Annotated in this window: 24 protein-coding genes and 1 tRNA gene; 13 read left to right on the top strand and 12 right to left on the bottom strand. The window is 74.6% G+C overall.

The window, feature by feature from the left end; all coding sequences use genetic code 11:
• The first annotated feature begins 39 nt into the window (after positions 1 to 39).
• Positions 40 to 1137: a CgeB family protein gene (locus tag rosag_RS04025; RefSeq protein WP_284348747.1), complete on the top strand. Its 1098-nt coding sequence runs from the start codon at positions 40 to 42 to the stop codon at positions 1135 to 1137.
• Between the two features lie 2 nt (positions 1138 to 1139).
• A complete protein-coding gene (locus rosag_RS04020) occupies positions 1140 to 1934 on the top strand; it encodes a sugar phosphate nucleotidyltransferase (protein ID WP_284348746.1) in 795 nt (264 codons plus the stop codon).
• Positions 1935 to 1997: 63 nt separating this feature from the next.
• Here rosag_RS04020 and rosag_RS04015 read toward each other — a convergent pair whose 3' ends face one another.
• Positions 1998 to 3464, bottom strand: a complete 1467-nt coding sequence (locus tag rosag_RS04015; RefSeq protein ID WP_284348745.1) for a M20/M25/M40 family metallo-hydrolase — start codon at positions 3462 to 3464, stop codon at positions 1998 to 2000.
• A gap of 295 nt (positions 3465 to 3759) precedes the next feature.
• Here rosag_RS04015 and rosag_RS04010 point away from each other — a divergent pair, with 295 nt between their 5' ends.
• Positions 3760 to 4884 (top strand): hypothetical protein, encoded by a 1125-nt coding sequence (locus rosag_RS04010; protein WP_284348744.1) that lies wholly within the window; start codon positions 3760 to 3762, stop codon positions 4882 to 4884.
• Positions 4885 to 5064: 180 nt separating this feature from the next.
• On the opposite strand, the gene rosag_RS04005 is transcribed toward rosag_RS04010, so the two are convergent.
• The 3 genes from rosag_RS04005 to rosag_RS03995 are packed head-to-tail and all read right to left on the bottom strand — an operon-like array spanning position 5065 to position 7123.
• A complete protein-coding gene (locus rosag_RS04005) occupies positions 5065 to 6009 on the bottom strand; it encodes an L-lactate dehydrogenase (protein ID WP_284348743.1) in 945 nt (314 codons plus the stop codon).
• A 45-nt stretch (positions 6010 to 6054) separates the two neighbouring features.
• Positions 6055 to 6693, bottom strand: coding sequence for a LysE family translocator (locus rosag_RS04000; protein WP_284348742.1), 639 nt, complete (start codon positions 6691 to 6693; stop codon positions 6055 to 6057).
• A gap of 4 nt (positions 6694 to 6697) precedes the next feature.
• Entirely contained in the window at positions 6698 to 7123 is a 426-nt protein-coding gene (locus rosag_RS03995; RefSeq protein ID WP_284348741.1) for a GNAT family N-acetyltransferase, read from the bottom strand.
• A 153-nt stretch (positions 7124 to 7276) separates the two neighbouring features.
• Here rosag_RS03995 and rosag_RS03990 point away from each other — a divergent pair, with 153 nt between their 5' ends.
• Together rosag_RS03990 and rosag_RS03985 are read left to right on the top strand one after the other, a co-directional pair.
• Complete coding sequence (locus tag rosag_RS03990) at positions 7277 to 7660, top strand: cupin domain-containing protein (protein ID WP_284348740.1); 384 nt, start codon at positions 7277 to 7279, stop codon at positions 7658 to 7660.
• Between the two features lie 3 nt (positions 7661 to 7663).
• Positions 7664 to 7996 carry a hypothetical protein gene (locus rosag_RS03985; RefSeq protein ID WP_284348739.1) on the top strand — a complete coding sequence of 111 codons (333 nt, stop codon included), beginning with the start codon at positions 7664 to 7666 and terminating at the stop codon, positions 7994 to 7996.
• 10 nt (positions 7997 to 8006) lie between these two features.
• Here the strand turns inward: rosag_RS03985 and rosag_RS03980 are convergent, their stop codons facing one another.
• Complete coding sequence (locus rosag_RS03980) at positions 8007 to 8489, bottom strand: FKBP-type peptidyl-prolyl cis-trans isomerase (RefSeq protein WP_284348738.1); 483 nt, start codon at positions 8487 to 8489, stop codon at positions 8007 to 8009.
• Between the two features lie 133 nt (positions 8490 to 8622).
• Here rosag_RS03980 and rosag_RS03975 point away from each other — a divergent pair, with 133 nt between their 5' ends.
• Together rosag_RS03975 and rosag_RS03970 are read left to right on the top strand one after the other, a co-directional pair.
• On the top strand, positions 8623 to 9417 hold the full coding sequence (locus rosag_RS03975) for an SDR family oxidoreductase (RefSeq protein ID WP_284348737.1): 795 nt from the start codon (positions 8623 to 8625) through the stop codon (positions 9415 to 9417).
• Positions 9418 to 9455: 38 nt separating this feature from the next.
• On the top strand, positions 9456 to 10670 hold the full coding sequence (locus rosag_RS03970) for a pyridoxal phosphate-dependent aminotransferase (protein ID WP_284348736.1): 1215 nt from the start codon (positions 9456 to 9458) through the stop codon (positions 10668 to 10670).
• Between the two features lie 10 nt (positions 10671 to 10680).
• On the opposite strand, the gene rosag_RS03965 is transcribed toward rosag_RS03970, so the two are convergent.
• Positions 10681 to 11685, bottom strand: coding sequence for a beta-ribofuranosylaminobenzene 5'-phosphate synthase family protein (locus rosag_RS03965; protein WP_284348735.1), 1005 nt, complete (start codon positions 11683 to 11685; stop codon positions 10681 to 10683).
• A gap of 117 nt (positions 11686 to 11802) precedes the next feature.
• Between rosag_RS03965 and fdhD the strand changes: the two genes are divergently transcribed.
• Together fdhD and rosag_RS03955 are read left to right on the top strand one after the other, a co-directional pair.
• Positions 11803 to 12654: a formate dehydrogenase accessory sulfurtransferase FdhD gene (gene fdhD, locus rosag_RS03960; RefSeq protein ID WP_284348734.1), complete on the top strand. Its 852-nt coding sequence runs from the start codon at positions 11803 to 11805 to the stop codon at positions 12652 to 12654.
• A gap of 2 nt (positions 12655 to 12656) precedes the next feature.
• A complete protein-coding gene (locus rosag_RS03955) occupies positions 12657 to 14996 on the top strand; it encodes an FdhF/YdeP family oxidoreductase (protein ID WP_284348733.1) in 2340 nt (779 codons plus the stop codon).
• Between the two features lie 10 nt (positions 14997 to 15006).
• Here rosag_RS03955 and rosag_RS03950 read toward each other — a convergent pair whose 3' ends face one another.
• A complete protein-coding gene (locus rosag_RS03950; RefSeq protein ID WP_284348732.1) occupies positions 15007 to 15978 on the bottom strand; it encodes a PAS domain S-box protein in 972 nt (323 codons plus the stop codon).
• Between the two features lie 178 nt (positions 15979 to 16156).
• Here rosag_RS03950 and rosag_RS03945 point away from each other — a divergent pair, with 178 nt between their 5' ends.
• Positions 16157 to 16843 (top strand): molybdenum cofactor guanylyltransferase, encoded by a 687-nt coding sequence (locus rosag_RS03945; protein WP_284348731.1) that lies wholly within the window; start codon positions 16157 to 16159, stop codon positions 16841 to 16843.
• Here the strand turns inward: rosag_RS03945 and rosag_RS03940 are convergent.
• From rosag_RS03940 to rosag_RS03925, 4 genes are all read right to left on the bottom strand, one after another.
• Positions 16774 to 17481 carry a response regulator transcription factor gene (locus rosag_RS03940; RefSeq protein ID WP_284348730.1) on the bottom strand — a complete coding sequence of 236 codons (708 nt, stop codon included), beginning with the start codon at positions 17479 to 17481 and terminating at the stop codon, positions 16774 to 16776. The genes rosag_RS03945 and rosag_RS03940 overlap by 70 nt on opposite strands.
• On the bottom strand, positions 17478 to 18584 hold the full coding sequence (locus rosag_RS03935) for a sensor histidine kinase (RefSeq protein WP_284348729.1): 1107 nt from the start codon (positions 18582 to 18584) through the stop codon (positions 17478 to 17480). The genes rosag_RS03940 and rosag_RS03935 overlap by 4 nt, the downstream gene beginning before the upstream one ends.
• Before the next feature lie 137 nt (positions 18585 to 18721).
• Positions 18722 to 19423, bottom strand: coding sequence for a carbonic anhydrase (locus rosag_RS03930; protein WP_284348728.1), 702 nt, complete (start codon positions 19421 to 19423; stop codon positions 18722 to 18724).
• Positions 19424 to 19553: 130 nt separating this feature from the next.
• A complete protein-coding gene (locus rosag_RS03925; protein ID WP_284348727.1) occupies positions 19554 to 20234 on the bottom strand; it encodes a hypothetical protein in 681 nt (226 codons plus the stop codon).
• 374 nt (positions 20235 to 20608) lie between these two features.
• Here rosag_RS03925 and rosag_RS03920 point away from each other — a divergent pair, with 374 nt between their 5' ends.
• The 3 genes from rosag_RS03920 to rosag_RS03910 are packed head-to-tail and all read left to right on the top strand — an operon-like array spanning position 20609 to position 24542.
• Positions 20609 to 21847 (top strand): porin, encoded by a 1239-nt coding sequence (locus rosag_RS03920; protein ID WP_284348726.1) that lies wholly within the window; start codon positions 20609 to 20611, stop codon positions 21845 to 21847.
• Between the two features lie 59 nt (positions 21848 to 21906).
• A complete protein-coding gene (locus tag rosag_RS03915) occupies positions 21907 to 23979 on the top strand; it encodes a HAMP domain-containing methyl-accepting chemotaxis protein (RefSeq protein WP_284348725.1) in 2073 nt (690 codons plus the stop codon).
• Positions 23980 to 24002: 23 nt separating this feature from the next.
• Positions 24003 to 24542, top strand: a complete 540-nt coding sequence (locus rosag_RS03910; RefSeq protein WP_284348724.1) for a chemotaxis protein CheW — start codon at positions 24003 to 24005, stop codon at positions 24540 to 24542.
• A gap of 122 nt (positions 24543 to 24664) precedes the next feature.
• Here rosag_RS03910 and rosag_RS03905 read toward each other — a convergent pair.
• Positions 24665 to 24737 (bottom strand) — tRNA-Gln (locus tag rosag_RS03905).
• Positions 24738 to 24750 lie beyond the last annotated feature (13 nt).

The raw sequence follows: 24750 nt of genomic DNA, 5'->3' as shown, positions 1-24750 counted from the left end.
TCACGCGCGCCGTGCGCGAAGCTTGCACGCGCCACGTGCATGCGGATCGTCGTCTTCGGCCTCAGCGTGAGCTCGTCCTGGGGAAACGGGCATGCCACGCTCTGGCGTGCACTGCTGCACGCCCTCGCGCGCGCCGGCCACCGCGCCGACTTCTTCGAGCGCGACGTGCCCTACTATGCCGCGCATCGCGACCTGCGGGCGCTGCCGCGCGGGGAGCTCGTGCTTTACAATGATTGGGAATCCATACGTCCGGCGGCGCGCGCGGCGCTCGCCCGCGCGGATGTCGCGATCGTCACGTCGTACTGCGCGGACGCGACGGCCGCGTGCGCGCTCGTGCTCGAGACGCCGCACGTCGTGCGCGCGTTCTACGACCTCGACACGCCGGTCACGCTCGCGCGTCTCGACGACGGCGAGGCGGTCGCGTATCTGCCCGCGCACGGCCTCGGCGACTTCGACCTCGTGCTCAGCTACACGGGCGGGCGCGCGCTCGCGGCTCTGCGCGCGCGGCTCGGCGCGCGGCGCGTCGTGCCGCTCTATGGAAGCGTCGACCCGGACGCGCACCGCCCCGCGCCGCCGCGCGACGACTGGCGCTGCGACCTGTCGTACATCGGTACGTACGCCGCAGATCGGCAGACCGACGTCGATGCGCTTCTCCTCCAGCCGGCGCGCGCGTCCCCGCAGCGTCGCTTCGTGCTCGCCGGGTCGCAGTATCCACCCGACTTCCCGTGGACGCCGAACCTCTGGTACCTGCAGCACCTGCCGCCGGCCGACCATCCCGCGTTCTACGCGTCCAGCCGCCTCACGCTGAACGTCACGCGCCGCGCGATGGCCAGCATGGGCTGGTGCCCGTCGGGCCGCCTCTTCGAGGCCGCCGCGTGCGGCGTTCCCATCCTCACGGACGCGTGGGACGGCCTGGAGGCGTTCTACACGCCTGGGACGGAGATCCTCGTGGCGACCGGCGCGGACGACGCGCTGCGCGCCCTCGAGCGCGACGACGGGGAGCTGACGGCCATCGCGCGGCGCGCGCGCGAGCGCACGCTGGACGAGCACACCGCCGACCACCGCGCGGCGGAGCTGATCGCCGCGCTCGAAGCCGCCGCCTCGCCGAGCGTCCTCGGCACGAACGCCGGATCCTGACCATGTGGGGGATCGTCCCAGCCGCGGGCCACGGCTCGCGCATCCAGCCGCTCGCCTTCTCCAAGGAATTGCTGCCCGTGGGCAGTCGCATGGAGAACGGGACCGAGCGCCCGCGCGCCGTGAGCGAGTACCTCGTCGAGCGCATGGTGCGCGGCGGCGCGACGCGGCTCTGCTTCGTGGTCTCGCCTGGCAAGGCCGACATCCTGGCCTACTACGGTGGCGCCGCCTGCTCGGCGCACGTCTGCTTCACCGTGCAGCCGCAGCCGGCCGGGCTCTGCGACGCGCTCTTCCGCGCGCTCCCGTTCATCGCGCCCGCGGACGACGTGCTGGTGGGGCTGCCGGACACGATCTGGTTCCCGGCCGACGGCTTCCGCGCGCTCCCGGACGGGGCCTTCTCGTTCCTGCTCTTCCCGGTCGCGCATCCCGAGGTGTTCGACGCCGTGCTCACGGACGCGCACGATCGCGTGGTCGAGATCCAGGTCAAACAGCCCGCGCCGCGCACCGAGTGGGTATGGGGCGCGTTCAAGCTCACCGGCCGCATGCTCGCCGAGCTGCACGCGCTCTGGCTGCGCCGCGACCGCGCCGACGAGTACGTCGGCACGCTGGTCAACGCCTGGCTGGCCGAGGGGAACGCGGCCCGCGCCGTCCGCGCCGGCGCGACCTACGTCGACGTCGGCACGCTGCACGGCTACCACGAGGCGCTGCACGCGCTCCAGCATCGCGCCACGTCGGACGAGGTCGACCCGAGCCGTCCGGGCGTCGTGGTGCCCCGCGCGCTCGGCGCCGCGCGGCGGTGAAGCGAAGCGGGCGGCGCACCATGTGGTGCGCCGCCCGCTTCCGTCATCCCGCGTCGACCGGGATCAGCGCGTGTAGTCCGCCCAGCGGCGGATCGCCTTCTGGCACGTCGGCCACTGGCCGGCGGTCCCGCGCGCCACGTCGCCGATGCGCACCGCGCGCTCGCGCGACGTCGTCTGCGGATCCTCCGACGCCAGGTACGCGAGCATCGCGACCAGCGTCGCGTTGGCCTTCACGTCGTCGAACGAGATCTTGTCGAACGTGTCGCGGTTGGTGTGCCACGTGTACGTGCCGTAGTCCCACGGCGCGGAGCCGAGGCCGAACGCCGGCGCGCCCGCGCAGATGAACGACGCGTTGTCGCTGCCGCCACCCGACGGCGAGCCCGGGAAGCGGTACTGGATCTGATTCGTGAGCTCGCTCGGCAGGCGCGACGCCCAGCGGCCCCACGCCTCGCCGGCGCCCACCAGGCCCGACGGCGACACGTTGACGATGCGTCCCGTGCCGTTGTCCTGGTTGAACAGCGCCTGCAGCCCCTTCACCACCTCGGGGTGGTCCTCGACGAACGCGCGCGAGCCATTGAGGCCCTGCTCCTCGCTCGTCCAGTGGCCGACGACGATCGTGCGCTTCGGGCGCGGATAGGCCTTCGCCAGCAGGCGCATCGCCTCCGCCATCACGACGGTGCCGGTCGCGTTGTCCGTCGCGCCCGAGCCCGCGTCCCACGAGTCGAGGTGCGCGGAGAGCACGACGTACTCGTCGGGCTTCTCGCTGCCGCGGATGGTCGCGACCGTGTTGAACGTCGGCACCTCGCCGGTGAACTGCGCGTCGCCGCGCACGCGCAGCTGCGGGCCCTGGCCGCGCTCCGCGAGGCGGTACACGAGCGTGTAGTCCTCGCAGCTCAGGTCGAGCGCGGGCGCGCGCTCGTTGCGCGTGTAGAAGACCTTGTTCACGCCCCAGCCGCCCTGGTACAGCGACGCGACCACGCCGAGCGCGCCCGCGCGCTCCAGCGCGAGCCCGAGCGTGCCGGTGCCGAGCGAGAGGTTGAGGCCCGTCTTGCGCACGCGATCGGTCCACGCGGTGCGGATCGAGTCGCGCTCCTTCCGGACGCGGGCGAGCGTCTGCGGCGTCGCGGCACGCTCCCAGCTGTCGTCGGCGCGGCAGGTGGGGTGCGGCTGCGAGACGAGCACGAACTTGCCGCGCGCCTGCGGCAGCCACGCCGCGAACGCCGCGCTGTCGGCGACGTCGGGAAGGATCACGACCGGGCCGCTGACGTCGCGGCCGTTCGTGCCCGGGCTCCACGCCAGCATCGTCCCCTCGAGCGTGCGGACGCGCGGCGCGATCAGGTCGACGTGCGACGGGCCGCGGCGCCACCCCTTCCAGGTGCCGACGCGCTCGTTCTTCGCCTGCACGCCCCAGCCGGCGTAGGTCTTCACGAGCCAGTCGTGCGCCGACTGGATGCCCGGCGTGCCGGTGAGGCGCGGGCCGATCGAGTCGGTGAGCGTCTGCAGGAGCGGCACGACCTGCGAGCTGTCCATGCCGGCCGTCCACAGGCGCGGCAGCACCTGGTCGGCGACGGGGATGGTCTGCGCGCCGGCGCGCGAACCGAAGGGCGCGGCGGCGAGGGCGGCCAGCGCGAGCGGCGTGGCGCGGGAGAGGAGCGAGCGGCGGGTCAGGGGAGGCTCCGGGTGGGGGTGGAGGGGGTCGGCGGGGATTCTAAGGCAGCGACCGGCACGACGACGGCCCGGTGACCTGCGCGGGGCTTACGCAGCCGGCGGACGGGGCGTTGCCCGAAGAGACCCCGACAGTCACCTTTCGGAGCCTCCGACCCGCATGCCCGCCATCGCCACCCGCCCGCGCCGCCCCGCGTCCGACGACGCCGACGAGGCCCCGCCGCTCCTCCGCCTGCTCGACGCGGCGGAGGAGGCCGGGGAGCTCGACGTGCGGCAGGTGGCGGCGGCACTCGGCCTCGACACGCCGTCGTTGCGCGCGGCGCTGGCCGCGCCGGGCGCGCTCGACCGGGCGCAGCGCGACGCCCTGGGCGGGGCGCTGGGGCTGGACCGGACGCGGCTGCGCGCGCTGCTGGGGCCCGAGGCGGCGCCGATGCTCGCCTCGTCCGAGGAGGGCGCGGCAGCCGCGCCGGCCGCGGTCGTCGAGGAGCACGCGCCCGCGCCGCGCTCCACCGCGGAGCTGCTGGAGCGGACGGTGCTCGCGATCGACGACGCGGCGCCGTGGGGCCGCGCCGCGCGGCTGGCGGTGCTCGACGCGGCCGAGCGGGGGGCGCAGGCGGCAGGGCGTGCGGTGCCGCGCGAGCTGCACGCGCTGCGCGCGCGCGTGCGCGGCGCGCCGCTCGCGACCGCGCCCGTCGTGGAGGATGCGACGCTCGATGCGCCGCGTCGGCCGCGCGGCCCGATGCCGCCGGAGGACGTGCAGGTCCTCGACGACGTCGTGCGCACGGTGCGCGCGCTGCAGACCGCCGGCTCGGGCTACGACGACCTGTTCGCGCCCGTGCACGACGACGCGATCCTCGCGCTGCTGCGGCGCTTCACGCTCGCGGTGCACGAGGCGCCGCTGGGCGCGACCTGCGCGGTGGTGGTGACGCCCGCGCTGTACGGGCGCGCGGTGCTGGTGCGCTCGTCGCAGGCGAGCGCGGAGCAGCGGCGCGTGGCGCGGCGCGTGGCGCTGGCGCACGCGGCGGCGGGACACGTGCGCGAGGAGCGTCCCCTGCCCGCGCCCGCGCCGCCGCACGAGGCGCGCGTCGCGGCGCTGGTCGCGCTGGCGGACCTCGTCCCCTTCTGGCAGCTGGGGCATGCGCGCCGCCGCGCGCGGCTGGGCTGGGGCGCGCTCACCGACGACGTCGCGCGGCAGGCCGCGGCGCTCGCGGGCGACTGGACGTGGGCGTGGGCGCGCGAGGTCGCGCGGCTGCGCGTGGCGCTCTATCGGCGCGACGGTCTGTGAGCGATCCGGGCGCGCCGGACCCGAACGGCAATGCAAGGATGAAGATCGGATAAAGTCGGATAACGACGGAGGGCTCCGCGTGCCGCGATGTATCTCGCACCCTCACGGAGCTCTCCGTCGTTATCAGACCTTCTCAGATTCTCATCCTTGCTGCCGTTGTAGTTCGGGTCCGGCGCGACATCAGACGCCCAGCGCGTCCGCCGCCTCCTTGAGGATCGCCGCGCTCCGGCGCAACGCCGCGCGCTCGGCGTCGTCCAGCTCCGGCGCCAGCGTGCGCAGCGCGCCCTGCGCCCCCACGACGCGCGGCAGCGAGAGCGCGATCTCCGGCACGCCCTCCACGTCCGGCGTGATCGTGCTGACCGTCATCACGGTGCGCTCGTCGGCGCGCACGATCTCCACCAGCCGCGCCAGCCCGGCGCCGATGCCGTGCCACGTCGCGCCCTTCCCGCCGATGATGCGGTACGCCGCGCGGCGCACGCCCTCGTCCACCCGCGCGCGCACCGCGTCCGTCACCGCGCAGCGCGGGTCGTCCGCGAACGCCGCCAGCGGCACGCCGCCGACGCGCGCGCTGGACCACGCCAGCACCTCCGAGTCGCCGTGCTCGCCCAGCACGTACGCGTGCACCGAGGTCGGCGCGACGTCCAGCTGCTCGCCGAGCAGCGCGCGGAAGCGCGCCGTGTCGAGGATCGTGCCCGAGCCGATGACGCGCTCCGGCGGCGTGCCCGCGACCTCGTGCGCCACGCGCGCGGCGACCTGCGTCATCACGTCCACCGGGTTCGTGGCGACGAGCAGCATCGCCCCGGGCGAGGCGCGCAGCACCTGCGGCACGATCGTGCGGAAGACGTCGGCGTTGCGCTGCAGCAGGTCGAGCCGCGACTCGCCGGGCTTCTGCGCCACGCCCGCCGTCAGCACGACGACGTCCGCGCCCTCCGCGGCGCCCGCGGGCCCCGACCGCACGCGCACCGGCGACGAGAACGGCGTCGCATGCAGGATGTCCTCCGCGTGCGCGGCGGCGCGGTGCTCGTCCTGGTCCACCAGCACCACCTCGGACGCCGCGCCGCGCAGCACCAGCGCGTACGCGGCCGAGCTGCCCACCTGTCCCGCGCCGACGACGGCGACCTTCATCTGCGGCTCCGTGTGGAAGTGGAGGATGGGTGGCGCGCCGTGCCGTCAGCGCCGCCCGTCGAGCGCCATGCGCAGCGCGAGGCCGCCCAGCACGGTGCCCATGAGCCAGCGCTGCGCGCGCGCCCACAGTGGTCGCGTGCCGAGGAAGCTGGCGATGCCGCCAGCCGTGCAGACCACGGTCCCGTTGACCATCATGCTGACCGCGATCTGCACCGCGCCCAGCTGGAGGCTCTGCGCCAGCACGCTCCCACGGCCGGGCCGCACGAACTGCGGCAGCAGCGACAGGTAGAGCGCCGCGGCCTTCGGGTTCAGCAGGTTGGTGAGCAGCCCCATGACGAACAGCCGCCGGTCCGAGTCGGGCGCGAGCGCGCGCACCTCGAACGGCGAGCGCGCACCCGGCCGCAGCGCCTGCCACGCGAGCCATCCGAGGTACGCCGCCCCCGCGATGCGCAGCACGTCGTACGCGAGCGGCGCCGCCATCGCGACCGCGGTGATGCCGAACGCCGTCAGCAGCAGGTAGATCCCGAAGCCGACCGCGATGCCGCCGAGCGACACGAGCCCCGCGCGACGCCCCTGCGACACCGACCGCGACGCCAGGTACATCATGTTCGGGCCCGGCGAGAGCGCCATGCCGAGCGCCACGCCGGCGAAGGCCGCGAGCGTCGGCCCTGGGACCGTCGTCATGCGCTCAGAGCACCGCGCGGAAGTGGAAGCACTGGATCGCCATCCCCTCGCGGAAGTAGAAGCGGTGCGCCCGCTCGCGCACGGTGTTCGAGAGCAGGTGCAGCTCCCGGCAGCCGTGCGCGCGCGCCTCGTCGCGCAGCCAGGCCAGCAGCGCGGCGCCGTGGCCACGCGATCGCTCGGTCTCGTCACTCACGAGGTCGTCGAGCATCAGCACGCGGCCCGCGTAGAGCGTCCCGTGCATGCGGTAGCCCGCCGCCGCGCGCACCTCGCCGTCCTCGACCACCGCGGCCAGGCGATAGCCGTCGTCGGCCATCAGGGTCCGAATGACGGCGAGGTAGCCGTCGCCCTCGGGCAGGTGCGGGCGCAGCTGCCGCATCACCCGGCAGGTGGCGAGGATCTGCGCGTCGGACTCGGCGCGGACGATGGGCACGGGCGGTCGGGGCGGCGGATGGAGGATCGGCAGGGCCCACCAAGCCTAAGCGAGGGCCGCGGCCCACGGCCAGCGTTCCGTCGCCGCGCGCGTCGGCTAGAATGCGCTGTCCGCCGCATTCGTGCGACCCAACCCCGCGCCCCTTCCCGCGCCATGCCGACCGACGCGTCCGTCCGCTTCTTCCGCTGGTCCGACATGCCCAAGGAGACCGTCACCAGCGAGATCTCGCGCCGCCTGATCACGGGCGACCGGATGATGCTCGCGCACGTCTACCTGACGAAGGGCAGCCTCGTGCCGCAGCACTCGCACGAGAACGAGCAGATCACCTACATCCTCGAGGGCGCGCTGCACTTCTACATCGGCGCCGACCGCTCCGAGGAGATCATCGTGCGCGCGGGCGAGGTGCTGCACATCCCGTCGAACGTGCCGCACGAGGCGCGCGCGCTGGAGGACACCCTCGACGTGGACATCTTCTCGCCGCCGCGGCAGGACTGGCTGGACCACACCGACACGTACTTCCACCGCAAGGACGCGTAACGCGTGAGCCGCGACGAGCAGGACGCCGACGGGGACGACGAGACGCGCGGTGGGAGCTGGCTCACCTACCGCTACCGGCTCGGCGGCGGCCGCAGCGACGCGCACGGGACGATCAAGGCGCCGTCGTTCCTGAGCGCCGCGCGTCGCCTGCTCGAGCGCCGGCTCGCGCCGCACGTGGGCGACGGGACGGCGTACCTCCGCCTGCGCGCGGCGGGCGAGGACGAGGTGCTCGTGCGCGTCACGCCCTCCCCCGACGGGCGCGGCGCCCCGCGCCTGGAGACAGTGCCGTCCGACGCGTTCGACTTCGGCGAGCCGGACGTGTCGGACGACCGCTGATCCGCGCCGCTCACGTCGACGGAAGCACCTCGACGTTGAACACGAGCACCGAGTTGCCCGGGATCGGCCCGTTGGCGCGGCTGCCGTAGCCGAGCGAGGGCGGGATGACGAGCTGTCGCCGCTCGCCCACGCGCATGCCGACGATCCCCTGGTCCCAGCCGGCGATCACCTCGCCGCGGCCGAGGTTGAAGGTGTACGTCGACGACTCGAACTGCGTGCCGTTCGACAGCCACCCCGTGTAGCGCACCGAGATGCGCTGCCCGTTCGCGACCGTCGCGGCGGTCGCGGGCGCGCTCGCCAGCGTGCGGTACCAGAGCCCCGTCGGCGTCTTCGTCCAGCCCGAGGCCGACACGTCGACGCCGAGCGACGGCGCGAACGTCGTCGCCTCGATGCTGGTGAAGGTCGTGGGCGCCGTCGTGGCGTCGTCGTCGCTGCAGGCGGCGAGCGGCAGGGCAAGCGCGAGCAGCGGGGTGAGCAGGCGGGAGAGACGCATCGGGAATGGTGAGCGCGTGATCGCCGGGTGGAAGCCGGTGAAGCTAGCGGACCGGCCCGTGACTCACGCAGTGATTATGCTCAGGGACCGCGACCCCGCCGGATCGCGACCACCCTCCAACCAGAACTCGCTCGTGGATCTCGGACTGACTGGGAAGGTCGCCCTCGTCGCGGCGTCGAGCCGCGGCCTTGGCCGCGCGATCGCCGAGGAGCTGGCGGCCGAGGGCGCGCACCTCGTGATGTGCGCGCGCGGCGCCGACGCGCTGCGCGAGGCCGCCGATGCGATCCGGGCCGCGCATCCGGGCGTGCGCGTCGTCGACGTCGCGGCCGACCTCAGCGAGCCCGCCGACGTCGGGCGCGTGGTCGCGGCCGGGCTGCGCGAATTCGGGCGCATCGACGTGCTGGTGACCAACACCGGCGGCCCGCCGGCGGGCCCCTTCGAGAGCCACTCGGCCGACGCCTGGCGCGACGCCGTGCGCGCGAACCTCGACAGCGTCGTCAACCTGACGCGCGCCGTGCTGCCCGGGATGAAGGAGCGGCGCTGGGGGCGCATCGTCAACGTGACGTCGATCGCCGTCAAGCAGCCCGTCGACAACCTGATCCTCTCCAACAGCGTGCGCGCCGCCGTCACGGGCTTCGCGCGCACGCTCGCCAACGAGGTCGCGCCGTTCGGGGTCACGGTGAACAACGTGCTGCCCGGCTACACGCGCACGCAGCGCGTCGACCAGCTGGCGGCGCGCAACGCCCAGCTGCGCGGCACGTCCGCGGACGCCGAGGTGGCCGTCTGGGAGCAGCAGATCCCGATGGCTCGGCTCGGCGAGCCGCGCGAGTTCGCGGCGATGGTCGCCTTCCTCTGCTCCGAGCGCGCCAGCTACACCACCGGCGCCAACGTCCCGGTCGACGGCGGCTGGATTCGCGGCCTGCTCTGACGCCTCTGACGCTCCGTTCCCCACCGCGCATCCCCCGCATGTCCAGCCCCGTCCTCGTCGAGCGCCCGCGCTCCGACACCGGCCTCGCGCCCCACCTCGCGCAGCTCTCCGGCGAGGGCGCGCTCGACGTCTTCCGCCGCGCCACGGAGCTCGAGCGCATGGGCCGGCGCATCGTGCACCTGGAGCTCGGCGCCCCTGACGTGGACGCGCCGCCGCACGTCACCGAGGCCGCGGTCCGCGCGCTGCGCGAGGGCGACGCGCGCTACGTCGCGCCGGTGGGGCTGCCCGCGCTCCGCGAGGCGATCGCCGCCGACGTGCAGTCGCGCGGCGTCGCGGCCGACGCCGACCAGGTGATCGTGACGCCGAGCGCGAAGACGGCGGTGTTCTACGCGATGCTGGCGACCATCGCGCCGGGCGACGAGGTGCTCGTGCCCGATCCCGGCTTCCCGATCTATCCGTCGGTGACGCGCTTCGCGGGCGGCATGCCGGTGGGCTACGGCGTCGACGCGAACGACGCGCCCGACGTGGACGACATCGAGGCGCGCGTCACGCCGCGCACGCGCGTCCTCGTGCTCAACTCGCCCAACAACCCCACCGGCGGCGCGCTCGACGACGCGGCGACCGCGCGGCTGGCGGCGCTGGTGGAGCGGCACGACCTGCTGGTGGTGACGGACGACATCTACTCGCGGCTCGTCTACGAGGGCGGCCGCGCGCCGACGATCGCCGTGCACGAGGGCGCACGCGAGCGCACGCTGCTGATCGACGGCTTCTCCAAGACGTACGCGATGACGGGCTACCGCCTGGGCTACCTCGTCGCGCCGCGCCGCTGGGTCGAGCCGCTGACGACGCTCGCCATCAACGGCCACACGTGCGTGCCGCCGTTCGTGCAGCGGGCCGGCATCGCGGCGCTCACCGGGCCGCAGGACATCGTGCCGACGCAGGTCGCCGCGTACCGCGCGCGGCGCGACCTGCTCGTCGCGGGGCTCAACGCGCTGCCCGGCGTGCGGTGCCCCACGCCGGCGGGCGCGTTCTACGTCTTCCCCGATTTCAGCGCGCTCCTCGCGCGGACCGGCGGCACGTCGCGCGGGCTGGCGCACCGGCTGCTCGAGGACCATGGCCTGGCGGCGATCGACGGGCGCGCGTTCGGCGCGCGCGGCGAGGGGCGGCTGCGCTTCTCGTTCGCGAGCGCGCAGGCCGACCTCGACGCCGCCATCGCGCGCGTGGGGGACGCCGTGCGCGCACTCGGCGGCTGAGCGATCGGATTCAGCCCGTCGCCGCGACCGCGGTCGCGGCGACGGGCGCGGCGGCGGGCGCGCTCCATTCGCGCGCGCCGACGTTCCGGAACGGCCCCTCCCACACCATCCCGTCCGGACCGATCGCGTCGCGCACGCGCGCGGCCAGCGCGGCGCCGGCCTCCGCGCCGCCCACGACGCCGAAGACGGTCGGGCCGCGCGCGCTCTGCCCCGCCCCGGCGGCGCCCCAGTCGAGCATCGCCGGCACGAGGTCGTTGCTCGCGTCGGCCGCGGTCGCGCCGTGCGGCGCCGCGGCCAGCCAGCGGCCGGTGAGCTGCTGGATCTCCGTCAGCGTGCCGCCGAACGTCGCCAGGTCGCCCTCCGCCAGCGCGGGCAGCAGCGACATCAGCACCAGGTGCGCGACGCGCTCCACCTCGCGCGCGGGCGGGAGGTCGGCGGGCAGCTCCTCGATCGTGCCACCCGCGCGCGGCACCGACGGCAGCGCGACGACGCAGCGCCACTCCGTCGGGATCGCGAGCCGCGCGAGGAAGGGCGCGGGATCGTCGCGGTCCACGCGCCGGCCACCCTCCAGCACCAGTCCACCGGCGTCGAACAGCATCGTGCCGATGGCCGAATGGCGCCCCCGGCCCAGCGCGCGGGCGAGCGCGGGCGCGGCGGTGTCGAGACCGTGCAGCTCCGCCAGCCCGCGCGCCACCGCGAGCGCGAGCTGCGTCCCCGACCCCAGCCCGGCGTGCATCGGCAGCGCCCGGTGCACCCGGACGTGCGCGCCGCGCGCGATGCCGTGGTGACGGAGGAAGGTGCGCGCGGCGTCCAGCGCGCGCGTCGCGTCCTCGCCCACGGCGTCGACGGTGCCGCCGTCGGTGAGCTCCGTCGACACGAGCAGCGTCGGCAGCGGCGCGGAGGCGCCGATCCCGCCGAAGCGGCGCCCGAGCGCGCCGCGCAGGTCGAGCACGCCGAAGTGGAGCCGGGCCGCCGCCTCGACGAGGACGGCGCGGTCGCGGGTCGCGCGGGTCATCCATCACCTCGCCGAACGGGTGGTTGGCGCGAAGTTGCCGGCCGGCCGCGACGGTGTCAATCAGCGGTCGGCCAGCGGCGCGATTGACACCCTCGTGCGCGCGGCCTATCTCGCGGCATGCGCGTGGCGGATGCCGGCGCGGCGCCCGGCGTCGCGCGACACGAGGTGCGGCGGGTCGAGGGCGCGCGCGAGGCGCGGGCGGACGACGACCTGCTCGCGGTCGAGGAGCCGCTCCTGATCGAGCTGGCGCACGACCGCGACGGCGGGCGCGTCACCGACAGCGTCGCCGTCACCATGCGCACGCCCGGCCACGACGTCGAGCTCGCGCTCGGCTTCCTCTGGGCCGAAGGGATCCTCGCGGACGCCGACGAGCTGCTGCGCGCGCCCGAGGCCCTCGACGCCAACACCGTGCGCGTCACGCTGCGCACCGGCGTACCGGTCGACCTGCGGCGGCTGGAACGCCACTTCCACACGACCTCCAGCTGCGGCGTGTGCGGCAAGACGTCGCTGGAGGCGCTCGCGGCCGCTCGACCGATCGCGCTCCCGGCCGCGCATCCCATCGTGGACGCGACGACGATCCACGCGCTGCCGGACGCGCTGCGCGCCGCACAGGACGTCTTCGCGAGCACGGGTGGGCTGCACGCCGCCGCGCTGTTCACGCCGGATGGGCGGCTGCGGTGCGTGCGCGAGGACGTCGGGCGCCACAACGCGGTCGACAAGCTGGTGGGTCGGCTGCTCCTCGACGGCGCGCTGCCGATGCACGACGGCGTGCTGCTGGTGAGCGGGCGCGCGAGCTTCGAGCTGGTGCACAAGGCGCTCGCCGCCGGCATCCCCGTCCTCGCCGCGGTCGGCGCGCCGTCGAGCCTCGCGGTCGAGACGGCGCGCGCGTACGACGCGACGCTCGTCGGCTTCGTGCGCCAGCAGCGCTTCAACGTCTACGCGGGTGCGGCGCGCATCCGCACGGAGTGAGGATGGACGAGACGCCGGAGCTGCCGAGCGCACAGACGCCGCCCGAGACCGAGCACCCGCACGTCGGGAAGGCGAGCACCGTCGCCGCGGGCGTCGCCGCCGTCGTGCAGACCGCGCGCTGGGGGCTGCGCGAGATGGGACCGGTGCGCACCGTGCGCACCCTGCTCGCCGTCAACCAGGTGGACGGCTTCGACTGCCAGAGCTGCGCGTGGCCCAGCCCCAACGGCGCGCGCCACACGGCGGAGTTCTGCGAGAACGGCGCGAAGGCCGTCGCCGACGCCGCGACGAGGAAGCGCGTCGGACCCGACTTCTTCACCGCGCACTCGGTGCTCGAGCTGTCGCGGCAGAGCGACCAGTGGCTCAACGCGCAGGGCCGCCTCACGCACCCGATGGTGCTGCGCGAGGGCGCCACACACTACGCGCCCATCACGTGGGACGAGGCGTTCGCGCTGATCGCCGCGGAGCTGCACGCGCTCGACACGCCCGACGCGGCGGCGTTCTACACCTCGGGGCGCACGAGCAACGAGGCCGCGTTCCTCTGGCAGCTGTTCGTGCGGCAGTACGGGACCAACAACCTCCCCGACTGCTCCAACATGTGCCACGAGTCGAGCGGCGAGGCGCTCAACGAGGCGATCGGCGTCGGCAAGGGGACGGTGACGCTCGAGGACTTCGAGCGGGCGGACTCGATCTGGATCTTCGGGCAGAATCCGGGAACCAATCATCCGCGCATGCTGACGTCGCTGCAGGCGGCGAAGGCGAACGGCTGCACGATCGTCACGGTGAACCCGCTGCCGGAGGTCGGCACGACGGCGTTCGCGAACCCGCAGCACCTGAGCCATCCGCTGAAGGCGATCCCGGTGCTGCTGGGGCGCGCGACGCCGCTCACCGACCTGTTCGTGCCGGTGCGCATCAACGGCGACGTGGCGTTCCTGCAGGGCGTGATGAAGGAGATGCTGGCGGAGGAGGACGCCCGACCGGGCACCGTCTTCGACCAGGTCTTCATCCGCGAGCACACCGTCGGCTACGAAGCGTTCATCGCCGGGCTGCGCGCGGCGTCGTGGGACGTCATCGTCGAGCAGTCGGGCGCGTCGCGCGCGCAGATCCGCGAGGCGGCGGCGATCGCGATGCGCTCGGAGCGGATGATCTGCTGCTGGGCGATGGGCCTCACGCAGCACCGCAACGCCGTCGACACGATCCAGGAGGTCGCCAACTTCCTGATGCTCCGCGGGCACCTCGGCCGCCCCGGCGCGGGGGCGTGCCCGGTGCGCGGCCACAGCAACGTGCAGGGCGACCGCACGATGGGCATCTGGGAGAAGATGCCCGACGCCTTCCTCGACCGGCTGGGCGCGGAGTTCGGCTTCGCGCCGCCGCGGGCGCACGGCGCCGACACGGTGCAGACGATCGAGCGGATGCACGCCGGCACGATCCGCGTCTTCGTCGCGATGGGCGGCAACTTCCTCTCCGCGACGCCGGACACCGGCTTCACCGCGGAGGCGCTGCGCCGCTGCCGGCTCACCGCGCACGTGGCGACCAAGCTCAATCGCGCGCACCTCGTCACCGGCCGGCAGGCGCTGATCCTCCCCTGCCTCGATCGCAGCGAGCACGACGTGCGGCCCGGCGGCGAGCAGTTCGTGACCGTCGAGGACTCCATGGGGATCGTCAACCCGTCGCGCGGCGTGCTGCCGCCCGCGAGCGAGCAGCTGCTGAGCGAGCCGCGCATCGTCGCCCGCCTCGCGCAGGCGACGCTCGGCGACCGCACGACGGTGGCGTGGAGCGCGCTGGCCGACGACTACGACCGCGTGCGCGACCACATCGCGCGCGTCGTCCCCGGCTTCGACGACTTCAACGCGCGGATCCGCCGCGGGCCGTGGTACCTGTACAACGCCGTGCGCGACGAGCGGAAGTTCAACAACGGCATCGGCAGGGCGAGGTTCACCGTACACGACATCCCGCGGCACGACCTGCCCGCGGGCCAGTACCTGATGATGACCATCCGCACGCACGACCAGTTCAACACGGTCGTCTACGGCCTCGACGACCGCTACCGTGGCGTCTTCGGCGGCCGGCGCGTGGTCTTCATGAACCGCGACGACATGGCGGACGCGGGGCTCGCGCAGGGCGACCTCGTGGACCTCACGAGCCACTTCGCGGGCGAGACGCGCACCGCGCCGCACTGGCTCGTCGTGCCGTACGCCATCCCGCGCCGCTGCACCGCGACCTACTTCCCCGAAGGCAACGCGCTGGTGCCCGTGCGCAGCACCGCGCGCCGCAGCAACACGCCGACCTCCAAGAGCGTGCGCATCAGCATCGCGCGCTCGGTCGGCGGCGCGCCGCCGGCCTGACGCCGCACGGTCACTCCCGTTCCAGCTTCGCGAGCTGCGGCTCGACCTCGGTCGCCATGCAGTGCGGGCAGATGCCGTGGCTGAAGCGCGTGCGCGTGTGCCGCGCGAGGTAGCTCTCCACCGAGTCCCAGTAGTTCTTGTCGTCGCGGATGCGGCGGCAGTACGAGCAGATGGGGAGGATGGCCTGCAGCGTCTGCACCTCCGCCAGCGACGCCTGCAGCTCGGCGATCAGGCGCGCGCGCTCGTCCTCCGCCGCCCGGCGCGCGGTGATGTCGCGGGCGACGGCGTAGATGGTCCGGTCGTTGGTCGACGGCGCGGAGTTCCACAGCAGCCAGCGGTACGAGCCGTCGCGGCACAGGTAGCGGTTCTCGAAGCCGCGCGCCATGCCGCCGCCGCGCACCTGGCCGTTCTGCTGCAGCGTGCGCTCGCGGTCGTCCGGGTGCACGAACTCGATGAACCGCCGCGCCATCATCTCCTCGCGCGTCCAGCCGAGGGTGCGCTCCCAGGCCGGGTTGAGCCGGCGGAAGTAGCCGCTGAAGTCCAGGAAGCAGAACATGTCCTGCGACACGGCGAAGAAGCGCTCCAGGTCGTGCGTCGCGCGCGCGCCGTGGTACTGGCAGAGCGCGAGCTCCAGCGTCGTGCGCAGCTCGCGGTCGGTGCACGGCAGCACGAGGTCCAGCGGGCCGGGAAGGGCCGCGTCCTCGCGCCCCGCCGCCTCCACCGCGGCATCGGCCCCCAGCAGGCGCACGACCGGCATCGGACGCGCCAGGCGGATCGCCGCCGCCGCCGACGGGCCGTCCACCGGATCGCCGAGCTCCCCGCCGACGACCGCGACGTCCGGCACGCGCTCGGCCGCGAGCGACGCCGCGCGCGCCACCGTGTCCGCGACCGCCTCCACCGCGTAGCCCAGACGCGACAGGCGCGCCGCGATCTCGTCCGCCGCGGCGGGTCGACTCTCGACGATGAGGACGCGCTTGGCCATGCGGAGGGAGGGACGGCGGAGGGAGGAGCGGCCTCGGCGAGGGGCCGCGCGACCGTTGGGGGCCAATCTATCGCGCGCGCGGCCGGCCGCACGATTGACGCGCCGCGCCCCGGCGCCAGCTTGCTCCCGTCCGGACGTCGGCCGCCCCCGGCGTCATGAAGCCCCTGCCATCCGCCCCATGGCCCACCGCGAGCCCCGTGACGAGCGCGCACCGCGGCCCACCGGCGTGATCCTCGCCGGCGGCCGCGCGTCGCGCTTCGGCGGCCGGCCCAAGGGGCTGGAGACGCTCGGCGGCGCCCGCATCGTGGACCGCGTCGCGGCGGCGCTCCGCGCGGCGTGCGACCCGCTGCTCCTCGTCGCCCACGCGCCCGACGCCGGCGACTGGCTGCCCGGCGTCCGCGTCGTCGGCGACGTCCATCGCGACATGGGCGCGCTGGGCGGCCTGCACGCCGCGCTCTGGCACGCGCGCGCGCCGGTCCTCGTCGTCGCCTGGGACATGCCCTTCGTCACACCGGCGCTGCTGGACGCGCTGCTCGCGCTCGGCCGCGCCGGCGCGCGCGCTGCCCTCTCGCTTCACCCCGACGGCCACGCCGAGCCGCTGTGCGCGTACTACGACGCCGCGTGCGTCCGCGAGGCGGAGGCGCTGCTGCGCGCGGGCGAGCGCCGCGCCGCGGCGCTGGGCGGGGCGGTCGGCGCCGTGATGCTCGGCGGAACGGCGCTCGCCGCGCTGGGCGATCCGCGCACGCTGCTGGCGAGCGTCAACACGCCCGACGATCTCGCGCGCGCGGCCCGAGCCTATCGCACGGCCGGCGGCGTCTCGCCCGAGGACGTCAGCAGCCCCAGCTCCAGCGCGTGGCGCACGTAGTCCGCCCGCTCGCTGAACCCCAGCTTGTCGTTGATGCGGCGGCGGTACGTGTCCGCGGTCTTGGCGCTGATGTGCAGCCGCTCGCCGATCTGCGACGGCGTGTAGCCCTGCGCGATGAGGATGAACACCGCGCGCTCGCGCTCGGAGAGCGACTCGTAGCGCGCGCGCGTCGCGTCCTGCTGCGCGCGGCGCGTCCAGCCCGCGGCCAGCACGTGCGCGGCCGACGGCCGCACGTACACGCGCCCCGCCGCCACGGCGCGCAGCGCGTCCAGCAGCTCCGTGCTCGCGGCGTCCTTCACGACGTAGCCGCTCGCGCCGGCCTCCAGCAGCGGGATCAGGTACTCCTCCTCGTCGTGCATCGTCAGCACGAGCACGCGCGGGGTCGTGCCGGCCGGCCCGCGCCGGCGCGCGAGCTCGCGCGTCGCGGTCACGCCGTCCATGCCGCTCATCGAGAGATCCATGACGACGATGTCCGGCGCCAGCCGCTCGCACAGCACCAGCACCTCGTGCCCGTCCGAGGCCTCGCCCACGACCTCGACGTCCGGCGCGGCGCTCAGCAGCGTGCGCAGCCCGAGCCGCACGACGCCGTGGTCGTCCGCCAGCACCACGCGGATGCGCGCCGTCGCGCCCGCGGTCACGCGCCCACCTCGGCCGCCGGCACCGGCGCGAGCGGCACGCGCGCGCGCACCGTCGTGCCCTGCCCCGGGCGGCTCTCCACCTCCAGCCGTCCATCGATCAGTGCCACGCGCTCGCGCATCACGAACAGCCCCATCCCCTCGCGCGACCGCTCGGCCGCCTCGACGTCGAAGCCCTCGCCGTCGTCCGTGACCTCCAGCAGCGCGCTCGCGCCGTCCGTCGCCACGAGGCCGATGCGCACGTCCGACGGCGCGCCGTGGCGCACCGCGTTGCGCAGCGCCTCCTGCGCCACGCGGTAGAACACCGACGCCACCGGGGGCGGCAGCGTGCCGCGCACGTCCGAGACGACGCGCGTCTCGACGCCGCTCTGCTCGCGCGTCCGGCGCGCGAGGAACTCCAGCGCCGCGACCAGCCCCAGATCGTCCAGCACGCGCGGGTGGACGTTGTGCGACAGCGTGCGCACCTCCGCCAGCGACTCGACGACGATCTCGCGCATCACCGCCAGCCGCTCGTGCAGCGCGCCGGCCGGCACCTCGCGCACGGAGGACGTGACCAGCATCTCGAGCGCGCTGAGCTGCTGCGCCGTCGAGTCGTGCAGCTCGCGCGCGATGTGCGCGCGCTCCTGGTCGCCCGCGCTGATGACCTGCGCCGCCAGCGCCCGCATGCGCAGCCGGTCGGCGGTGACGCCGTCGAGCAGCGTGTTCAGCGTCACGCCGATGCGCGTCAGGTCGCGGTCGGCCGTGAGCGACAGGGGCACGCGCGCCGCGAGGTCGCCGGCGGACACGCGGCGCGCCGTCGCCTCCAGCGCGCGCAGCGGCAGCAGCGCCCAGTACACCAGCAGCGCGTTCAGCACCAGCGTCACCATCAGCGACGCCAGCATGATCTCGTTCGCCCACGCCTGCCGCGCCTCGCGCATCACGAAGAACGCCGAGACGTTGATCACCAGGTCCGCGAGCACGAGCTTGCGGAGCAGCGGCGCCTCGAGCAGCGCGCGGCGCCACCCGTGGCGCGCCGGCGCGGTGGCGGGCACCACGGGCGCGGACGGGACGGTGACGCGCGCGGCGGTCGCGGCGCGTGGTGCGGCGGAGGCGGAGGAGGTGCTCACGACGGACGACGATCGGCGATACGGCCGGCGTCCGGCCGTGGAGGGGCGCGCCGGGCGCATCCCGGCGCGCCGTCCCTCCGCGAATGGTACACCGCGGGCCGCGCCCGCGGGCCGCGCGCGGCCCGCGGGCGCGGGCCTCAGCCGGCCCGGAGCTCCTCGACCTGGCGGTGGCGCAGGCCCGGCAGCGCGTTCGGGGCGCCGCTCGGCGCGCCGATGGGCGCGCTCCCGATCAGCGGGCTCCCGTCCATCGTGACGCCCGTGTCGCGCAGCAGCCCCTCGTGGAGCCCGTACACCAGTCCGTGGATCCGCAGCGTCTGGCCGCGCGCCCACGCGCGCTGCACGACCGGCGTGCGACTGAGGTTGTAGACCTGCTCGCGCACGTTCAGCTCGACCAGCCGCACGATGCGCGCGTCGCCGGGCGGGAGCGCCTGCAGCTCCTCGTCGTGCAGGCGCGCGACCGTGCGCACGTGCATCAGCCACTGGTCCACCGCCGGCGGCGCCGCCGCGCCGAGGGCGGCCTTCACGCCGCCGCACTCCTCGTGGCCGCAGACGATGACGTCCTGCACGCCCAGCGCCTCCACCGCGTACTGGAGCACCGCGAGCAGGTTGGCGTCGCCGGGCACGACCTGGTTCGCGATGTTGCGGTGCACGAACATCTCGCCCGGCTCGGTGCCGGTGATGACGTCCGCCGGCACGCGCGCGTCCGAGCAGCCGATCCACAGGTAGCGGGGCTCGTGGCGCGCCGCGCGGCGGCGGAAGAACTCCGGGTCCTCGGCGGTGCGCTCGCGGACCCAGCGGCGGTTGTTCTCGAGCAGCGCGTGGTGGGGCAGCCGGCTCACGGGACTCTCCATCGGCAAGGGTGACGGTGGAGAATCTCGGGGGCCGGCCTCCCCGTGTCTGTCGGACCGCGGCGCGACCTGCGTCGGACGTGGCCGTACGACGGCGTCGGACGCGGGACGCCGCCTCCCCTCAGCTGGCGCGCACGTAGGCGCAGCCGCTCTCCTGCGCCAGCACCGTCGCGAACACGCCCGACGGCTGCATGATGACGCCCGGCACCAGGTGGTCGAGCGCGGTCTTCCGCGCGGCCTCGGGCGTCGCGCCGTCCTTCGCGACGACGAGCGCGATCGGATCCTCGAACGCGAGGTTGCACGCCAGCACGATCACGCCGCGCGCGATCGCCTGGTCCAGCGCCAGCGCATCGTACGCCGCCGGCACCTCGCCGCGCGACGACGCGAGCAGCACGGGATTGCGGTCGGTCGGCTTCTCGCTCACCGGGTGGATCACCGGCAGCGCGCGCGGCACGCCGTAGCGGTCCCAGAACTTCTGCTGCATCGCGAGCGAGATCCCGTTGTGCCGCAGCACGACGACGGTCGCGATGTCCTTCGGCGCGGCGCCGAGCACCTGCTGGTACTGGTTGGCCCAGATGGAGGCGCGCCAGACGCCGTAGCCGCTCTCGATCTCCGGCACGTCGAACACCGCGCGGTGCTTGCCGGTGATGCGCTTCGTCCAGCTGGTGTCCCAGTCCGGCGCGCCCGCGGCACGGCGTGCGGGCACGCCGACGGGGGCGGCGGCGAGCGCGTGGGGCACGGCGGCGAGCGTCAGCGCGGCGGCGCTGCACTGGCCCAGGAACTCGCGACGGCTGGCGTCCATGATCCCTCCCGGGAATCGGCGTGTGCGGACATCGGGGCAGCCACCAACGACGCTCCACGATCCGGTCGCCGGGCGGCACGGTCAAGCGCGGGCCGTCTCCGCCGGGCCGGGCCGGACGGTCGTCGCATGCCCTCCGATACGCAGACCGGGCACGTGACCCGACACTCCCTCGCCGGCGCCGCCGCTCCGTGAAGAAATCGTATCGGGCTTCATGGTATTGGCTGTCATCCGGGAGTCCGAGACTCGGGCTTGAGCCGATCCCTGGCTCTCCCCCCTCCCCTGCGCGCATGGCCGGTCGGCCCCCGGCGCGCCCTGCGTCTCCCGCCGTTCCCACCCGGCGCCGGCCCGCAGCGTTCCCCTTCCGGACGCCCCCCATGTCCAACGCCCTTCGCCTGTCCCTCCTCGGGGCGGCCACGTGCCTCGCCGCGTCGGCCGCCCCCGCGCAGTCGCGGCCCGAGCCGCGCCCGACGCAGCTCGCGCAGCACTCGCCGGCGGCCAGCCCGGACACCAGCCGCGCCGCGCCGAAGGACGGCACGGCTCCGCGCGACACGACCGCGCGCGACACGACCGCGCGCGACACCACGACGCGCCGCGCGCCCGCTCCCGCGGCGCCCGCCCAGCCGACGCTGCTCCCGGGCGCGGGCACGATCCGGATCAACGGCCTGCTCCAGGCCTGGTACATGACGCACACGACGTCCAGCCGGAGCTCGTTCCGGCTGCGTCGCGCGGAGCTCCGCCTCAACGGCGACCTCGGTCGGCGCGTCGGCTGGGCGCTCGGCATCGACGCGGCGAAGGCGCTCTCCGTGACGCCCACGTACGTGACGGTCAACGGCCAGCGCGTCCTCGCCGACGAGACGGTGAATCTCGCGAGCCAGATCCTGCAGGATGCCATGGTCACGGTGCACGCGCCGGCCGGCATCTCGATCGACGTCGGCCAGACCAAGGTCCCGCTCAGCTTCGCGGGCATGCAGGGCAGCGGACGCCTGGAGACGGTGGAGCGGCCGATGTTCGCCGCGGACCGCGCGCGCGGCGGCGCCTTCGGTGACGTGCGCGACGTCGGCGTGCTGGTGCGCGGCTCGACGCTCGGCCACGTCGACTACTCGGTCGGCGCCTTCAACGGCAGCGGCGAGTCGCAGAACGGCATCGATCGCAACGACCAGAAGTCGCTCGCCGGGCGCGTCGTGCTCCGCGCGCTCGTCCCGGGGCTGCAGGTCGGTGCGTCGGGCGTGTACGGCGGTCGCCCGAGCGCGGACTACGCGCGCCGCGATCGCCTCGGCGCCGAGGCGCAGTACGCCGCCGGCCCCATCGTCGCACGCTCCGAGTTCATGTCCGGCACCGACGGCGCGACGCACCGTGCGGGCTATTACGGCCTCACGAGCGTGCGCGCGCGGCGCGGCGTCGACCTGGTCGCGCGCTACGACGTCTGGGATCCGGACACGCACAACGAGTCCTCCGCCGCGACCGCGCGCGCGACCGACGTCCTCGGTGGCGTCAACCTCGCGCTCGGCGGCAGCAACTCGGCCGTGCAGATCGACTATCAGGTGCGCTCGTTCCACGGCCACCTCGCGCCCCGCGCGTCGCAGCTCCTGCTGAACGTCCAGACCTCCTGGTGACGACGGCGCGTCGCGCGATGCCGCGACGCCGCCCGCACCGCCTCCTCATAGGCCCTTCCATGCGCTTCTTCTCCGACCTGCGGCTCGGCCGCAAGCTCGCGCTGACGTTCGGCGCGCTCGCCGTCGTCGTCGCCGGTCTCGGCGGCTTCGCGCTCAAGCAGCTCGCCACCGTGAACGGCTCCACCGTCGAGGTGGCCGACCAGTGGCTGGTCCGCGTCACCACGCTGGCGACCACGCGCAAGTGGTTCCTGACGTATCGCATCGCGCTGCGCGACCACCTCATCGAGCAGGACACGACGAAGCTCGCCCCCATCGAGGCGAAGGTGAAGACCGCGAGCGACTCGCTCGACGCCGCCCGCAAGCGCTACCAGCCGATGATCGCGAGCGACTCGGAGCGCGTCCTCTTCGAGCGCTTCACCTCGGAGTGGGGCACGTACACCGCGGCGGTGCCGACCATCTTCGAGGCCTCGCGCCGGCTCGACAAGGAGAGCGCGAAGGCGTCGCTCGCCGGCGTCCAGCCGAACGCGAACTCGTCCACCGTCGCGCTCGAGGCGGAGATCGCGCTCGGCCAGCACGGCGCGGCCACGGCGCGCGACGCCGCGAAGGCCACGTACGAGCGGGCGCGCTGGCTCATCGGCGTGACGGTGCTCGTCGCGGTGATGCTGAGCGTCCTGTTCGGCATGCTGCTGACGCGCGCGATCGCCCGTCCGGTGCGCGCCGTGGCCGAGCGCCTGGGCGCGCTCGCCGAGGGCGACACGCGGCACGAGGCGCCCGTCACCGGCCGTGACGAGATCGGGCAGCTGGCGTCGGCGTACACGGCCCTCGTGACGACGCAGCGCGCGCTCGCGACGGCGGCCGGCAGCGTCGCCAGTGGCGATCTCTCCGCCGACGTGCCGGTGCGCGGCGAGCACGACGTCCTCGGCACCGCATTCCGTCGCATGCGCGACACGGTCGGCACCGTCTGCGCCGAGGTCGAGACGCTCACCGGCGCGGCGCACGCGGGCCAGCTGGAGGTGCGCGGCGACGCCAGCCGCTTCGAGGGCGCCTTCGCGCGCCTGGTCGGTGGCGTGAACGCGACGCTCGACGCCGTCGTCGAGCCGATGCAGGAGTCGACGGCGGTGCTCGAGCGCCTCGCGAAGCGCGACCTGACGGCGCGCGTGCAGGGTGCGTACGTCGGCGACCATGCGCGCGTGAAGGAAGCGCTGAACGGCGCCGTCGACGCGCTGGCGGACGCGCTGCGCGAGGTCGGTGCGGCGAGCGAGCAGGTGTCCGCGGCCGGCGGGCAGATCGCCGGCGGCAGCGAGGCGCTGGCGCAGGGCGCGAGCGAGCAGGCCGCGTCGCTCGAGGAGATCGCCGCCAGCGTGCAGGAGCTGAACGCGATGGCCGAGCGCACGGCGGAGAACGCGCGCGAGGCGCGCGACCTCGCCACCGCGACGCAGAGCGGCGCGTCGGCGGGCGCCGAAAAGATGACCGCGCTCGGCACCGCGCTGGGCGCGATCAAGAGCTCGGCCGACCAGACCGCGAAGATCATCCGCACGATCGACGAGATCGCGTTCCAGACGAACCTGCTCGCGCTCAACGCCGCGGTCGAAGCCGCGCGTGCGGGCGACGCGGGGCGCGGCTTCGCGGTCGTCGCCGAGGAGGTCCGTGCGCTCGCGCTCCGCAGCGCCGAGGCGGCGCGCAACACGGCCACGCTGATCGAGGAGAGCGCGCAGCGCGTGGACGGCGGCGTGCGCCTCGGGCAGGAAGTGGCGGCCGAGTTCGAGGAGGTCACGCGCCGCGTGGCGCGCACGACGCAGGTCGTCACCGAGATCACCGCGGCGGCCGAGCAGCAGACGTCGGGCGTGCGGCAGATCACCGACGCGCTGGGCGAGATGAACGGCGTCACGCAGCACACCGCCGCGAACGCCGAGGAGAGCGCCGCCGCTGCCGAGGAGCTCTCGGCGCAGGCGAAGACGCTGCAGGACGTGGTCGCCGGCTTCCGCCTGGATGCGGACGCGTCGGCCGGCGTGCGCGCGAGCGTCGTCGAGGACCACGATGACCACGTGCCCGTCGCCCGCAACGTCTTCGTGGCGGATCGTGCCGGCCCGCGCGGCCGTGCGCGCGCGGACCGCCGTCACGCCACCATCTGAGCCGGAGACGATTCGCGATGAGCATGACTGCTTCCCCCGCCGCGGCGCAGGACCGCGGCGGGAAGTTCCTGACCTTCTACCTCGCCGACGAGGAGTACGGCGTGGAGATCCTGAAGGTGCAGGAGATCATCGGCCTGCAGCCGATCACGCGCGTGCCGCGGACCCCGGCCTTCATCCGCGGCGTCATCAACCTGCGCGGCAAGGTCATCCCGATCATGGACCTCCGGGAGCGCTTCGGCATGGCGAGCGCCGCCGAGGCCCTCGCCGGCGCCACGGAGGCCGAGGTGGCCGCGGCCGAGGCGGTGCGCTGCATCATCGTCGTGGAAGTGGTGGGCCCCACGGGCCGCGCGGTGCCGGTCGGCATCGTGGTGGACCGGGTGAGCGAGGTCTCGGCGATCGCGGGGGCGGAGATCGAGGACGCGCCGAGCTTCGGCTCGGGCGTGCGCACCGAGTACCTGCTGGGGCTCGGCAAGTCGCAGGGGCGCGTCAAGCTGCTGCTCGACATCGACCGCGTGCTCGCGGCGGACGAGCTCGGCGCGCTGACGGTGGAGATCGACGGCTGAAGACCTCCGTGCTCACCGTACCGAGCGACGGAACGCCCCGCATCACGAGCTGATGCGGGGCGTTCCGTCGTTGGCGAAAAGAAGAAGCCCGGCGTCGACCGAAGTCGTTGCCGGGCTTCCGATTGCCCCTCCTGGGCTCGAACCAGGACTCTTCTGATCCAGAGTCAGACGTGTTGCCAGTTACACCAAGGGGCAGCGATCTCCGCGC

Source organism: Roseisolibacter agri (assembly GCF_030159095.1).
Taxonomy (GTDB): domain Bacteria; phylum Gemmatimonadota; class Gemmatimonadetes; order Gemmatimonadales; family Gemmatimonadaceae; genus Roseisolibacter; species Roseisolibacter agri.
This window is presented reverse-complemented; position numbering and strand designations above follow the sequence as displayed.

What these genes read in the sequence shown, in the direction of transcription:
- rosag_RS04025 (WP_284348747.1), top strand. Translation starts at nt 40, where the DNA reads ATGCGGATCGTCGTCTTCGGCCTCAGCGTGAGCTCGTCCTGGGGAAAC.
- rosag_RS04020 (WP_284348746.1), top strand. Translation starts at nt 1,140, where the DNA reads ATGTGGGGGATCGTCCCAGCCGCGGGCCACGGCTCGCGCATCCAGCCG.
- rosag_RS04015 (WP_284348745.1), bottom strand. Translation starts at nt 3,464, where the DNA reads ATGGACAGCTCGCAGGTCGTGCCGCTCCTGCAGACGCTCACCGACTCG.
- rosag_RS04010 (WP_284348744.1), top strand. Translation starts at nt 3,760, where the DNA reads ATGCCCGCCATCGCCACCCGCCCGCGCCGCCCCGCGTCCGACGACGCC.
- rosag_RS04005 (WP_284348743.1), bottom strand. Translation starts at nt 6,009, where the DNA reads ATGAAGGTCGCCGTCGTCGGCGCGGGACAGGTGGGCAGCTCGGCCGCG.
- rosag_RS04000 (WP_284348742.1), bottom strand. Translation starts at nt 6,693, where the DNA reads ATGACGACGGTCCCAGGGCCGACGCTCGCGGCCTTCGCCGGCGTGGCG.
- rosag_RS03990 (WP_284348740.1), top strand. Translation starts at nt 7,277, where the DNA reads ATGCCGACCGACGCGTCCGTCCGCTTCTTCCGCTGGTCCGACATGCCC.
- rosag_RS03980 (WP_284348738.1), bottom strand. Translation starts at nt 8,489, where the DNA reads ATGCGTCTCTCCCGCCTGCTCACCCCGCTGCTCGCGCTTGCCCTGCCG.
- rosag_RS03970 (WP_284348736.1), top strand. Translation starts at nt 9,456, where the DNA reads ATGTCCAGCCCCGTCCTCGTCGAGCGCCCGCGCTCCGACACCGGCCTC.
- rosag_RS03965 (WP_284348735.1), bottom strand. Translation starts at nt 11,685, where the DNA reads ATGACCCGCGCGACCCGCGACCGCGCCGTCCTCGTCGAGGCGGCGGCC.
- fdhD (WP_284348734.1), top strand. Translation starts at nt 11,803, where the DNA reads ATGCGCGTGGCGGATGCCGGCGCGGCGCCCGGCGTCGCGCGACACGAG.
- rosag_RS03955 (WP_284348733.1), top strand. Translation starts at nt 12,657, where the DNA reads ATGGACGAGACGCCGGAGCTGCCGAGCGCACAGACGCCGCCCGAGACC.
- rosag_RS03950 (WP_284348732.1), bottom strand. Translation starts at nt 15,978, where the DNA reads ATGGCCAAGCGCGTCCTCATCGTCGAGAGTCGACCCGCCGCGGCGGAC.
- rosag_RS03945 (WP_284348731.1), top strand. Translation starts at nt 16,157, where the DNA reads ATGGCCCACCGCGAGCCCCGTGACGAGCGCGCACCGCGGCCCACCGGC.
- rosag_RS03925 (WP_284348727.1), bottom strand. Translation starts at nt 20,234, where the DNA reads ATGGACGCCAGCCGTCGCGAGTTCCTGGGCCAGTGCAGCGCCGCCGCG.
- rosag_RS03920 (WP_284348726.1), top strand. Translation starts at nt 20,609, where the DNA reads ATGTCCAACGCCCTTCGCCTGTCCCTCCTCGGGGCGGCCACGTGCCTC.
- rosag_RS03915 (WP_284348725.1), top strand. Translation starts at nt 21,907, where the DNA reads ATGCGCTTCTTCTCCGACCTGCGGCTCGGCCGCAAGCTCGCGCTGACG.
- rosag_RS03910 (WP_284348724.1), top strand. Translation starts at nt 24,003, where the DNA reads ATGACTGCTTCCCCCGCCGCGGCGCAGGACCGCGGCGGGAAGTTCCTG.